The 14,098-nt window shown below is 47.4% G+C and carries 8 protein-coding genes; 6 read left to right on the top strand and 2 right to left on the bottom strand.

What is annotated here, in order from left to right:
* Positions 1 to 182: 182 nt before the first annotated feature.
* Positions 183 to 656 (top strand): peptide-methionine (S)-S-oxide reductase, encoded by a 474-nt coding sequence (locus L4C42_RS10175; protein ID WP_353499990.1) that lies wholly within the window; start codon positions 183 to 185, stop codon positions 654 to 656.
* 41 nt (positions 657 to 697) lie between these two features.
* Here L4C42_RS10175 and L4C42_RS10170 read toward each other — a convergent pair whose 3' ends face one another.
* Positions 698 to 1,903 carry a multidrug effflux MFS transporter gene (locus tag L4C42_RS10170; RefSeq protein ID WP_429760372.1) on the bottom strand — a complete coding sequence of 402 codons (1,206 nt, stop codon included), beginning with the start codon at positions 1,901 to 1,903 and terminating at the stop codon, positions 698 to 700.
* 378 nt (positions 1,904 to 2,281) lie between these two features.
* Here L4C42_RS10170 and L4C42_RS10165 point away from each other — a divergent pair, with 378 nt between their 5' ends.
* The gene (locus L4C42_RS10165) at positions 2,282 to 2,953 is read left to right on the top strand and encodes a Qnr family pentapeptide repeat protein (protein ID WP_429760370.1); all 672 of its coding nucleotides are present in this window, start codon (positions 2,282 to 2,284) and stop codon (positions 2,951 to 2,953) included.
* Between the two features lie 79 nt (positions 2,954 to 3,032).
* Positions 3,033 to 3,509, top strand: coding sequence for a hypothetical protein (locus tag L4C42_RS10160; protein WP_429760368.1), 477 nt, complete (start codon positions 3,033 to 3,035; stop codon positions 3,507 to 3,509).
* Positions 3,510 to 3,595: 86 nt separating this feature from the next.
* Here the strand turns inward: L4C42_RS10160 and malT are convergent, their stop codons facing one another.
* The gene (gene malT, locus L4C42_RS10155) at positions 3,596 to 6,304 is read right to left on the bottom strand and encodes an HTH-type transcriptional regulator MalT (RefSeq protein ID WP_429760366.1); all 2,709 of its coding nucleotides are present in this window, start codon (positions 6,302 to 6,304) and stop codon (positions 3,596 to 3,598) included.
* A 542-nt stretch (positions 6,305 to 6,846) separates the two neighbouring features.
* On the opposite strand from malT, the gene L4C42_RS10150 reads away from it, so the two are divergent.
* From L4C42_RS10150 to glgB, 3 genes are all read left to right on the top strand, one after another.
* Positions 6,847 to 9,300, top strand: a complete 2,454-nt coding sequence (locus L4C42_RS10150; protein WP_353499985.1) for a glycogen/starch/alpha-glucan phosphorylase — start codon at positions 6,847 to 6,849, stop codon at positions 9,298 to 9,300.
* 114 nt (positions 9,301 to 9,414) lie between these two features.
* Positions 9,415 to 11,589: a 4-alpha-glucanotransferase gene (malQ, locus tag L4C42_RS10145; RefSeq protein WP_353499984.1), complete on the top strand. Its 2,175-nt coding sequence runs from the start codon at positions 9,415 to 9,417 to the stop codon at positions 11,587 to 11,589.
* A gap of 323 nt (positions 11,590 to 11,912) precedes the next feature.
* Positions 11,913 to 14,096, top strand: a complete 2,184-nt coding sequence (gene glgB, locus L4C42_RS10140) for a 1,4-alpha-glucan branching protein GlgB (protein ID WP_353499983.1) — start codon at positions 11,913 to 11,915, stop codon at positions 14,094 to 14,096.
* Positions 14,097 to 14,098: the final 2 nt, after the last annotated feature.

Here is a 14,098-nt window from a genome sequence, read left to right as displayed (position 1 = left end):
GCATTTGTCTTCGTTCGCTTTGTCTCGAGTTTGAATCAAAATTTTTGACTACATCTCATATCCGACCTTGATTTAGCGACCGAGTACCTTCCATTCATGTTAGACCTTGTCAGCATAGTCCCATCTTGTCCTAAACTGTGATACCTTGCTTGCCTTCAAGTGTGTTTTGGTTGCGATACAAGATGGAAAAGATCTACTTTGCTGGTGGCTGCTTATGGGGTGTACAAGAATTTATGCGCCACTTACCCGGTGTGGCAAAAACCCAAGCTGGCAGAGCCAATGGCACAACGGATACCACTACAAGCGACTACGATGGCTATGCTGAGTGTGTTCTCACTGAGTTTGACCCAGATAAAGTGACCTTCGAGCAACTGATGGATTTCTTTTTTGAAATCATCGACCCGTACAGCCTCAACAAGCAAGGAGACGATGTTGGGACTAAATACCGAACTGGAGTTTACAGTGTGAATCCTAAGCATCTTGAACTTGTTAGACAGTATATCGCGGCGCGTCCAGACTCAGGTAAAATCGCGGTTGAAGTACTGCCGCTCAGCAACTATGTCAAGAGCGATGAAGAGCATCAAGATCGATTGACGCTACATCCGAATGACTATTGCCACATTCCTAAAAACATACTCCATAAGTACAAGAGCTAATTTGCGTAATTTTTTAAAGGGGCAAGACGCCCCTTCACTGGTCAATGCGCCTTTACAAGGTTATCGACAACAAAACCTCGATTTCTCACCATCAGCCACATCAAGCCGCCAATCACGCCAATACACAATTGAATCATGCCAAGATTGGCAATCAGCGATTCTGGTCTAATCGATACCAACAACATGCCCGCAGAGCCACAAATCATGGCAAAGAACTGAATTAACGCGACAGCGGAGCCGGTGTCTTTGTCTTGTTGATCAAGCATTAGGTTGGTCGCTGGAACACGCATCATAATTACCATGAGCGTTGCAGGGGCGCAAAGTAGCGCGAATGCCCATGGAGACGTATCTCCAAAGGTGACTGTCATTACGCCGACGGCAACCAATACAGCAAAGCATCCTGAGATGACGTTCTGCACCGCGATGTGGCGTGAAAGCTTCATATAAATGGTTGGGCCAAAAGAGGCGACGATGGCATTGAACGAGAAGAAATAGCTAAACTGCTGCTCGGTCAGACCAAACCCGTTGATGTAGATGTAAGAACCCGCCGCGAGAAAACCCATCAAAGCCATAGGTGCGATAGAAAAAATGCACAACAGAATCACAAAGCGCGGGTTTTGAATCACGACACCAAGACGAGTCCAAGATCGCACTAATGAACCTGTGTAGCGGCTTTCTAAGGTCTCTTTGTAGCAAAACGCTAACAGTGATGCACATGCACCAAAAATCGCGAGCGTAACAAACATCATTCGCCAAGAGGCGATTTGCAGCAAAAATGCCCCTAATACGGGCGCTACCATAGGAGCGATGATCACTAGCGACATAATGGTGGCCATAATGCGCTCGCGCTCGCGGCCTTCGAACATATCTTTAACGATGGCGGTCGATACCACGGTGATGGCGCTTCCAGCAAAGGCTTGCACAACGCGTGAGGCGATAAGGTGTTCAATGCTGCCAGAAAACGCACACAGAATACTGGCCAGCATATAGCTACCAATACCAACCAGCAAAATGGGCTTGCGGCCAAACTTTTCACTCAGTGGTCCCCAAAACAGAAGACCAACGGCGTAGGTGATGAAATAGCTACTTAATGTCAGGTTGACCATGGACTCGGTGGTATTAAAGACATCGACCATAGTAGGCAGGGCAGGCAGGTACAAATCAATCGTCAGAGGGGGAAAGGCGCTGATAATAACGAGGAAAAATAGGGTTCCTTTTGATCCCAGCACGGGTTGAGGTTGTTTCAAGCTTAAATCCTTCAAGTTGAGAATATATTGAAGAGCGATAGAACGCATGCGTCAACTAAGGCTGTGAAAGGAATTTAGTTGACTAAGTCAACCAATTCTATCGTTATTCATTGTTAAGTCAACTAACGTATTGGAAAGCTTATCTATCGCTCTCTCCGGCTCTAAATTATTTTTTTGATATGAGCGTGCGCTCATCGAAGTTTGTTGGGGTTAGCATGCTGAAATGACCCCTTAAATTCGCTATTTTGCTTGTGTTTAAATTGTTGTTTTTAATGGATATTTATTGTTAGTTTCAGGTTGCCCTCAATGTTATGCTCCGTAAACCAATCGTGAGGAACACAGTGCCTTTTGGGGCAGCAGCACATATATCGAGAAACTATGTATCAAAGTAATTCGCACTACCAAGACAAAACCTTTCATCAACACGACTTTTCACGGCAGGATTTATCGCAGTCTTCGTTTTCCAACTGCCAGTTCTACCAATGTGACTTTTCTCGTGCTGACTTATCTGATGCGAGCTTCGAGCATTGTAAGTTTATTGATCGTAGCGACTTGGAAGGCTGTCACTTCGATTACGCTAACCTCAAGGATGCCAGTTTCAAGAACTGTCAGTTGGCGATGAGCAATTTTGAGGGAGCGGAGTGTTTTGGAGCCGAGTTTAGAGAGTGTGACCTCAAAGGTGCTAATTTTGCGAGGGCGAGATTTGCCAATCAAGTCAGCAATACCATGTATTTTTGCTCGGTGTTCATTACTGGTTGTAACTTGTCTTACACCAATTTTGAGCGTCAAGTCATTGAGAAATGTGATTTGTTTGAGAATCGTTGGATTGGCGCAAATTTGCAAGGTGCGTCGCTGAAAGGTTCCGATTTAAGTCGCGGCGTATTTTCGCCTGATTGCTGGGATCAATGTCGCCTCCAAGGTGCCGATCTATGCCATGTGGATCTAGAGGGACTCGATCCAAGGCGCATCGATTTAACCGGTGTAAAGATCTGTGATTGGCAGCAAGCCCAGTTGCTCGAACCGCTCGGTTTAATTGTGATGCCAGCCTAAAAGCCTTGAAGCAAATCAGCCAATAAACAATGGATTAACTACAATTATAGTGACAATCGGTCCAGTACAAGGATGCAGTATGAAAAGAGTGATCGTCGCGGCCATCACCGCATTGACGGTAGCGGGGTGCAGTCAGCCAGAGAGCCAAGCCAAGCAGTCGCTAGCCATTACACCGCAAAATATCGCCGGAGCGTGGCAGTGCGAATATAAGCTAACGGACATCAAATCCAAGGTGCATGTCGCATATGGAGAGAATGGTGAGTTTAGTGGTCGGGTGTTCCTAAATTATCCTGTGACGACAGGCAAGGGAGCGGTTAAGGTTGAACTGGTTACAGGGGGCTCATGGCAACTTGACGGGACAACACTGACCGAGCACTTTGAGGTGCTTAGCATGGCGACAGCCAACGCCAACGGTAATGAGCTATCTGAGCCATTGGCAGAGGCACTACGAGAGTATCAACAACTGACTACCGAAGTGCTTGAGCTGTCGGCGACCACCATGACACTCAAAGAAGTGACGGGTGAACACACTCGGTGTACTCGACGTGCAAGTTAGTTGGGTTTTGAGTTAGGTAAGTTTGATAAGTGAAAAGCCCGAGCGTCTGAGACTTTCGGGCTTTGTTTTTGGTTGATAATCTTGAACTAGTAACCCATCAACTGCAACAAGTTCTCGGCGGTGCTGATCGCCTCTTTACGGTTAGCAATGTTGAGCTTTTGGTACAGGTTACGAATGTGGGTTTTAATCGTTGTGCCTGCAACATCCAACTCTTGAGCAATTTGCTCGTTGCTGAATCCAGAGTAAATCAACCCTAGAACCTGCCATTCACGCTGGGTCAGTGGGCTAGTGCGTACTAACTCAGGGATGTTCGGGTGGTTGACCAGCTTCTCAACAAACTCTTCGTTAAAGTGCACTGAGCGGCTACGCTGAGTGGTGTTGATGTCTTTCATTAGCAGTTGAGCACGGTGACGCTCAAGATCGCCAAGATCGGACTTCGACACTAGATTAGCCAGCAAGTGCCCAATGGTTGCGCCATCAATCAGGAAGTTGCCAATCATGCCTGTTTGGTTAGTCAGTACTAACGCTTCTTTCAGAAGTTGTTTGGCCTGGTCTTCATTCTTGCTGTGCACATTGAGGATCGCTTCGACAATCAGGTTACGATTGCGATCGGTCACCAATTGATGCGTACTCGCTTCTTGCTCTAGGAAGTTCAGCGTGCTTTGCGCTTGATCATACTGTCCCAACTGAATCTGCGCACGGGCAATATTGCGCCACTGCAACTGAGAGAAGTGATTGCATGCTTCGTCTGGACGAGTAGCGGTTTCTAGCCACTGTTCAATCGATTCCATGTCGTTTCGTGCTTGCCAGTACAGCAGTAATGACAATGAAGCATTCGCCGTCCAATCAACGTGATAGGTAGATTGTTTGATGAGGTGTTGAATTTGCTCAATCACCTTCGAGGCTTTGTCTAGCTCACCACGACCGATAGCAATACGCGCAATCATGGAGTAGCTGTGCAGATGTTTACTTGGGTCGATGTTACCCAGTACGTCAATGCCCTTGTAAGCACACTCTTCGGCCTCATCAAGGCGATTCCAACACCAAAGCACTTGTGCACGAACGCGCAATAGAAACTCGTGCAGTGGGACTTGGTGCAGTTGCTGCTCTTCAATGAGTTTAAAGGCGCTTTCTTGGATCTCGAACGCGGCTTGTACATAACCTTGAGCGATCAAGATTTCACTTTGTTGTAGCTGCGCCCACAAGGCTTGATGATACACGTGATATTGACGCGCCAGCTTTTCAGTCTGCTGCATCATCGACAGTGCGCGGCTGAGATTACCAATCACGTGGTTCACCTCACCAACGACTGAGGTAGCGACAATACGACTGCGATATTCCGAATGGTCGAGCTCGCTCAGTGCGAGTTCAGCTAGCTCGATGGCTTGGTCTGGTGAGTTTTGGTTGATTGCCACCTGAGCACGAAGCGCGTGGAATTCGCCTTCTTCTTTTTTGCTCAAATTGACTTTGCGCGCGGCCATTTCTTCACCAGCTTTGGCAATCAGCTCGCCCACTTCATTGTATCGGTGTTGGCTCTGTGCCAACCAAGCTTGCAATACACATAGCTTCGGCTGACTGTAAAGCTGATCAGCACTTAACACACCAATGGCATCTTCCAGGGTGGTTAATTCACCGTGGTTAAACATCTTCCAGCCAAACTCCAGCAAGATACTCGCCACCAAATCTGCGTTGTTAGCAAGGCGCGCGTGGCGTAGTGCTTGGTGAGGGACTTTCTGTTCTAGCCAAGCGTTAGCCGCGGCTAGGTGCAAGTCGTGCTCTTGCTGTGGAATTCGTGCTTTACGTTCGTGCGATAAGAACTCAGCAAATAAGTTATGGAACCTAAACCAGTTGTTCTCTCCCTCTAATGGATAGATGAACAGACCAAAGCGGTTGAGTGACTCGATCATACTGAGTGCGTCGTCACGTTTGGTCAGTGCGGTGACTAAGTTGTCATTGAAGTGATCAAGCACCGAGCACTGCATTAAGAAATGACGGGTTTCTTTATCAAGTAGATCAAACACTTCTTCAACAAGGTAGTCCCAAAGGTGTGCGTGATTGAACTGAGAGATAGTCTCTACCGATTGGGCCAGTGTGCGCTTTTGATGTTGTGCTTGAAGGGCGAAAAGCTGCAGTGCCGATGGCCAGCCTTCCACATAGGTGCGAAGCGTATTCGCGGTTTCGTTATCGATCTCACTGGCAAGGCGCTGGCTAAAGAAACGCGTGGTTTCTTCAGTATCGAAGGCAAGCAACTCGTTACCAATTTCAATCATGAGATCGCGAACGCGCAGGTTCGCTGTACCCAGTGGTGGGTTACCTCGGCTGGTGACGACCAAAGTAATGTTGTCTGGCATGTGCTTTAGGAAAAAGCGCATTGCTTCATGGATGTCTTCGTCGCTGATGAGGTGGTAGTCATCCAGAACGATATAACACTCATGGTGGTAGCTGGTTAGTTCAGCGAACACCTCGCTAAACAGGGAATGCAAAGAAGAAAACTGTCGGCGCTCTGCCAACTTTTGCGCATTTGGGCAACTGTTGCTGGTGGCTTTGTTGATGGCTTGCAGCAGGTAGTTGACGAAGCGAAATGGGTCATTATCACTTTCATCAATGCTGTACCAACCTACATGAGGTTTGTCCGAGAGCCATTGAGCGGCCATGGTGGTTTTGCCGTAACCGGCTGGCGAGCGAAATAATACCAGTTTATAGAAAGGCGCCTGTGCAAGCAGGTCTAAAACTCGAGGACGAACAATGGCATTGTGTAAGCGGCCAGGTCGAGTCAACTTTGAAGGAATCCACATGAGTTATTTCCTACGATTATTATTTTCAATGCCCTTGGGGTGGAGGGCGTGTTTACCACAGCTTTGTTGAGCCAGCTCGAAGATATAAAACAGTAGGTTATACAGTTTTTGATCAAGCGCTCGGTTTTGATTATTGTGTGGTCAATCCCTCGACTACGCCTTGGATTTGTGATCTTTGTCACTATATCCTTGATGTGGAAGGGGAGATTGGTCTGCCATGTATACAAAATTTTGGGAAATTTTGATTCTTTTTTGCGGGTAACTGTGATCTTCACAACAATTTTTGTAATTAGTTATCCGCCGGATAGTATTTCTTTCTTAGTTCGTGGCTAGATTAAAAACTGAGCTTGGCGTGATCGCAATCACCTGAAAAAACCGAATCAGAGAGCGGAATGGGAGATCGATCACTAAGTGGAGGGGAGTACGCCCTCTACGCCCTCCTCACTCATCCTCCAGGGAGTCGGACTTAGGAGGATGTTTATGGATACGTCACCATGCACGATATGTGACAGATGGATAAAACTTGAAAGTGAGATTTCGTAATGAAACCTGCGCAACAGAAAAAATTTGATAAAGCTTCTTTCCAAGAAAGTGTTAAAAAACACCTATCAGCAACGTATGCAACGACAGTAGAAACTGCGACAGAACGTCAGTGGTATCTAGCAATGGGTCGTGCGCTTGCTGAGCTAACGACTTTTGACCTGCTTGAAACTGAAGCGGACGAGCGCATCAAGGGCGCGAAAAGTGTTAACTACCTATCTCTAGAATTCCTAATCGGTCGTCTAACAGGTAACAACCTAATCAGCATGGGTCTGTACGAGCAAGTGACAGATGCAATGGCTGAACTAGGTCACAACCTAACTGACCTTCTAGAAGAAGAGCGTGACCCATCACTTGGTAACGGTGGTCTAGGTCGTCTAGCAGCATGTTTCATGGATTCATGTGCAGCTCAAGAATTCCCAACTGTAGGCTATGGTCTTCACTACGAATACGGTCTATTCAAGCAGTCATTCGAAGATGGTCGTCAAAAAGAAGCGCCTGATGCATGGCGTGCTGTTGAAGGCTACCCGTGGGAAGTCGCTCGTCCAGAGCTTGCACAAGAGATTGGTTTCTTTGGTCACGTTGAAGTTGTAAACGTTGATGGCAAAGAAGTACGTCAATGGGTTCCTGGTATGTCTGTAAAAGCAATGCCTTGGGATCTTCCAATTGTTGGTTACGAGTCAGATACAGTTTACCCACTGCGTCTTTGGGAATGTCAGGCAATTGCTCCATTCTCTCTAGAGAGCTTCAACAACGGTGATTACTTCGAAGCACAGCACGCGCTAATCGATGCGGGTAACATCACTAAGGTTCTATACCCGAACGATAACCACGAGAAAGGTAAGACTCTGCGTCTAATGCAGCAGTACTTCCACTCAGCGGCGTCTGTACGTGACATCCTACGTCGTCACGAAGCAGCAGGTTACACGCTAGCGGATCTTCCTAAGCAAGAAACCATTCAGCTTAACGATACGCACCCAACCATTGCTATCCCTGAACTCATGCGCATCCTTCTAGATGAGAAAGGTTTGAGCTGGGATGAGGCGTGGGCGATTTCTTCTAAGACTTTCGCATACACAAACCACACTCTACTTCCAGAAGCACTAGAGACTTGGTCTGAGTCGCTAATCCAGCGTCTACTTCCACGTCACATGGAAATCATCTTTGAAATCAACCACCGCTTCCTACAAGAAGTACGTGCAATGTGGCCTGGTGATGGTGAGAAACAAGCGAAGCTTTCTATCATCCAAGAAGGTTTCCACCGCATGGTTCGTATGGCTAACCTATGTGTTATCGGTTCATACGCAGTGAACGGTGTAGCAGCACTTCACTCTCAGCTAGTGAAAACAGATCTGTTCCCTGAATTCCACGAGATGTACCCAACTCGTCTACATAATGTAACGAACGGTGTGACACCACGTCGTTGGTTGAAGTTCTGTAACCCAGGTCTATCGGCTCTTATCACTGAGAAGATTGGTTCTGAGTGGCCAGCTAAGCTTGAGCAGCTGGAAGGTATCGCGAAATTCGCTGATGACGCTAAGTTCCAGAAAGACTACATGGCTGTTAAGAAGCAGAACAAACAGCGTCTAGCTGACTGGGTTAAAGCGAACATGGGTATCGAGCTAGATACGAATGCTATCTTTGATGTGATGATCAAGCGCCTACACGAGTACAAGCGCCAGCAGCTTGATTTGCTACACGTGTTGTCTCTGTACCACCGTTTATTGAATGACCCAACATTTGATATGACGCCACGCGTTGTATTCTTCGGCTCTAAAGCTGCACCGGGTTACCACCTAGCGAAAGAGATCATCTTTGCGATTAACAAGGTTGCTGAGAAAGTAAACAACGACCCACGCCTAGGCGGTAAGCTGAAAGTGGTATTCATTCCTGACTACCGTGTAAGTATGGCTGAAATGTTGATTCCAGCTGCTGACGTTTCTCAGCAAATCTCTATGGCAGGTAAAGAAGCATCAGGTACAGGTAACATGAAGATGGCGCTTAACGGCGCACTAACTATCGGTACGATGGACGGTGCTAACGTTGAGATCCGTGAAGAAGTCGGTGACGAGAACATCTACATCTTCGGTCTAGAGGTTGATGGTGTGAAACGCACGCAAGCGGCAGGTTACAACCCATACGACTTCTACAACGCTGATCCACTACTGAAGGCATCTCTAGATCTACTGCTAGGTGAAGAGTTTACTCCAGGTCAACCAGGTCTACTACGTGCAACATACGACAGCCTACTAGATGGTGGTGACCCGTACTTATGTCTTGCTGACTTCGCATCTTACGTGAAGGCACATGAAGACATGGACGCGCAATACCGTGACCAAGCGGGTTGGGCGAAGAAAGCGATTCTAAACACGGCGCTAGTTGGCAAGTTCAGCTCAGACCGTTCGATTCGCGATTACGTGAATAACATTTGGAAGCTTGAATCAGTTTCACGCTAACAAATTTAACCAAGGTACCTCAGTTCCTCAAGGGATAGAGGTACCTTGGTTTTTACTTGAATTAATAATAACCCTACCGATTTGAAGGTTAAGAGAAGTCCTTCGGAGAGAGCGATGACAGAACAAACAGCATTAAAACAAGTTGCTGAGATGGCAAGAATAGCCGACAGCTACGTAAGTGCGTGGGGCGATGAAGCCAAAGTTGAGGACGAAACCATTCTTCGTCTGCTTGCGTCTTTAGGCTACGACACGACAAATGATGAATCACTACTAAAATCTGCCGAGAAAAAGCACAAGAAAGAAGTGCTGGATCCAGTACTGGTTGTTAAAGACGGTGATGCAGTAGAAGTAGAACTTCATTTAGGTGTGAGCGCGAGAGAAAGCGATTTCAGCTGGCGTCTAGAGACCGAGCAAGGAGAAGTACTTGAAGGCTATCTTCAATCTCAGATCGTTCGTGATGAACGTGCTGAGGGTGGCCCTTTAGTATTTGCGTTACCAAACAACCTTCCATGGGGTTATCACAAGCTTTACCTAGAGCGTAAGCGCCGCAAAGCGCCTTACGAGATGACACTTATTCGCACACCTCGTGCATGTTACAAGCAAAGCGCATTTGACGAAGGCAAAAAGCTTTGGGGTCCAAGTATCCAGCTTTACACGCTTCGTACTCAGCACAACTGGGGTATCGGTGATTTTGGCGACCTTAAACAGTTGGTTGCTGATATCGCTGCACGCGGTGGTGACTTTGTGGGTCTTAACCCAATTCACTCGCTTTTCCCTGCGAACCCAGAAGGCGCGAGCCCATACAGCCCATCTTCACGTCGCTGGCTAAATATTCTTTATATCGACGTAAGCTCTGTCGCGGAGTTTGCATTGAGCGCAGACGCACAACAAATCGTTGGTGGTTCTGAGTTCCAAGTACGTCTACAAAAAGCGCGTGAGTCACACTGGGTGAACTACACCGAAGTGGCTGAGCTTAAGATGAACGTATTGCCGCTGCTTTTCGATGAGTTCAAATCTCGTCATCTAGACAAACAGTCTGAGCGCGCGAAACTGTTCCTAGACTTCATTGAAGCAGGTGGTGAGAGCCTACTGCATCAAGCCGCATTCGATGCGATCCACGCTGAGCTTCATGCAGAAGACAGCAACATGTGGGGCTGGCCAGTATTCCCAGAGAAGTACCGCCGTTTCGAAAACGCAGCAACACAGAAGTTCATTGCAGATAACCAAGACAAAGTTCAGCTTTACATGTACTTGCAGTGGATCGCTGATGTTCAAATCAATGAAGCTCAAGCACTAGCTGAAGAGAAGGGTATGGCAGTAGGTCTGTACCGTGACCTAGCTGTAGGTGTTGCGGATTCTGGCTCTGAAACTTGGGCAGACAATGGCAACCTAGTGATGGATGCGAGCATCGGTGCGCCACCAGATATCTTGGGTCCTCTGGGTCAAAACTGGGGTCTACCTCCACTAAACCCACAGGTATTGCAAGCCACATCGTACGATGCATATATTCAGTTGCTACGTGCGAACATGAAGCACTGTGGTTCACTTCGCATTGACCACGTTCTTGGTCTTCTGCGCCTTTGGTGGATTCCAAAAGGTGAGAACGCAACGAAAGGTGCTTACATCTACTACCCAGTAGAAGACATGCTAGCAATTCTAGCGCTTGAGTCACACCGTCATCAATGTAGCGTTATTGGTGAAGACTTGGGTACTGTGCCAGATGAAATCGTAGAAATTCTGCGTGACGCTGGCGTGCACTCCTACAAGGTGTTCTTCTTCGAAACAGCAGAAGATGGCGGCTTTATCTCTCCTGAGCACTATGCGGATCAATCAATGTCTGCACTATGTACTCACGATATGCCAACGCTACGTGGCTTCTGGCACTGTGATGACCTGAAGATGGGCCGCGAGATTGGTCTGTATCCAAATGAAGAACAGCTAGCGGGTCTATTTGATGACCGCCTAGTGTGCAAACAAGGCATTATTGATAGCGTCGCATGGCATGGTTATCTACCTGAAGGTGTGGGTCGCGATGCAAGTCTTGTCCCTATGGACGCGCATTTGAGCGAAGCGCTACAGCTTCACGTAGCCGCGGGTTCTTCTGCACTACTCAGTGTTCAGCTAGAAGACTGGCTAGAGATGGATAAGCCAGTAAACATTCCTGGTACGGTTAATGAGTACCCAAACTGGCGTCGTAAACTGTCGATGAATCTTGAAGAAATCTTCGTTCAAGAAGGGGTGAATCGCATCGCTAAACGCCTTACGGAAGTACGCGCGAAAGCCAGCTAATCATAGATTATTGAATCGCTAACAAAGCACGACTCTTTTGGATATTTGTTCTGTCATTTCCAAAGAGTCGTGCTTTTCTTCGTTTTGGCGGCTGGGTTATATCATTCTCAAATTTATATTGTAAATTGTCGGTGAAATAGGCCGATTGCAATGCAAAATTGGGCGCTTGTCACTTCCCGTACAGGATGTTTCCAGTACAATGAAATCTTAAAGATAGCCCGCATATCGCGGGCTTTTTATTTTGTGCCTCCGACGTCTTTGCCATTGGCTGGGACTCAACAATAAAAAGGGGGGGTACAGTGTTAGGTCGAGGGAGATGAACGTTGAACAAAAAAGGGCTTAAAAGACAACAACAGGCGTACGATCGACTCTCGAGTGCATCGTTTGCTGACCCATTCTCATTCCTAGGTCCATACCTACAAGATGAGACTCATGCGCTAAGGGTTTGGATGCCCGGTGCGGACGCCGCTGCGGTTGTTTTAAAAGATGGCACCAGAATGCCAATGGTTCGAGACAAAGCATCTGGATTTATCCTTGAATCGGATCTCGATTTACGATTTACCCACTATCAGTTGGCTGTTGACTGGAATGGTACCGAGCAGATGCTCGATGATCCGTACCAATATCACGGTTTGTATGCGGAATATGAAGAACTGCATACACCAAAAGAGATGTATCACCACATGGGGGCGCAATTTATTACCCAAGAACGTGATGGTGAAAACATCGAAGGTACGCGTTTCTTAGTGTATGCACCGCATGCAACAGCGGTAAGTATAGTCGGCGACTTTAACGCTTGGGATGGTCGTCGTAACCCAATGCAGCGACTTGATTACGGTATTTGGGGACTGTTTGTTCCAAACCTACCAGAAGGCACTCAATACAAGTTTGAGCTCAAAGGACCTGATGGTGAAGGTCTGCCGCACAAAGCGGATCCATGGGGCTTTTATTCTGAACAATACCCATCGTTTTCTTCTGTTACCTATAACCATGACCGCTATGACTGGCAAGATACCAACTGGCAGCAGCGTCCGGTAACAGAAAAACGCAAAGAAGCACTGTCATTCTACGAACTGCACGCAGGCTCTTGGAAACGTAATGACAATGGCGACTTCCTAAATTATCGCGAACTTGCTGATGAACTTATCCCTTACTTAACCGATATGGGCTACACCCATGTTGAATTGATGCCAGTTTCTGAGCACCCGTTCTACGGTTCATGGGGCTATCAGCCAGTAGGTTTGTTTGCACCGACTAGCCGTTTTGGCTCACCCGATGACTTCAAGTACTTTGTTGATCAGTGTCACCAAGCTGGCCTTGGTGTTGTGCTTGACTGGGTTCCGGCGCACTTCCCATCGGACGATCACGGCTTAGCGAACTTTGACGGCACGCCGCTGTTCCACGATCCAGATCCACGTCGCGGTTGGCACCAAGATTGGAACTCTTACATCTACGATCTTGGACGCGAGCACGTTCGTCGCTTCTTGGTATCTAACGCCCTTTACTGGTTTGAGCAATTCCATATCGATGGCATCCGCGTGGATGCGGTGGCTTCTATGCTGTATCTCGATTACTCACGTAGTCATGACCAGTGGATCCCGAATGTCGATGGCGGCCGTGAAAACTACGATGCGATTGCAACTTTGAAATGGATGAACGAAGAAGTGTACAAACACTTCCCGAATGCCATGACGATCGCCGAAGAATCGACGGCCTTCCCAGGTGTTTCTGCGCCAACCTTTGCTGGTGGCTTAGGCTTTGGGTTTAAGTGGAATATGGGTTGGATGCATGACAGCTTGTCCTACATTCAAGAAGATCCAATTAATCGTAAATACCACCACGATACCATCACGTTCCCGCTTGTTTATGCACATAGTGAAAATTATGTTCTGTCGCTATCACACGATGAAGTGGTATACGGCAAACACTCTATCCATAACAAAATGCCGGGTGATGAGTGGCAACAAACAGCGAACCTTCGTGCTTACTTGGGTTACATGTATGCTCAGCCGGGTAAGAAGCTGAACTTCATGGGTGCGGAATTTGGTCAAACGGGTGAGTGGAACCACGATGACCAGCTTCAATGGTTCTTGCTTGATTTTGAACGTCACCAAGGTGTGAAAGCACTGACTAAAGACTTGAACTTATTGTATCGCAGTGAAAAAGCGTTGTTTGATCAAGACTCAGATCCGCAAGGTTTTGAGTGGCGATTACAAGATGCCGCAGAAGCGAGTATTTTGGCGCACGAGCGCATTAGTGAAGATGGCGAACGTGTGCTGGTTGTCAGCAACTTTACACCAGTACCACACGAAGCATTCCGATTGGGTGTGCCGTTAGCGGGTCGTTATGAGCTATTGCTAAATACCGATGACAGCCTCTATGCCGGCAGTGGTTTTGGTGTCGCTCAGGTAGCAGAAACGGAGACTGTTGAGAGTGAAGCGCAACCTCAGTCTCTCTCGCTGCGTCTGCCGCCGCTTTCAACGGTATTCTACAAGTACCAAGGCTAAAT

It is taken from the genome of Vibrio wakamikoensis (genome assembly GCF_050337275.1).
In the GTDB taxonomy this organism is placed as follows: domain Bacteria; phylum Pseudomonadota; class Gammaproteobacteria; order Enterobacterales; family Vibrionaceae; genus Vibrio; species Vibrio chaetopteri.
The sequence above is the reverse complement of the archived record's forward strand: the minus strand, read 5'-3'. Positions and strand labels throughout refer to the sequence as shown.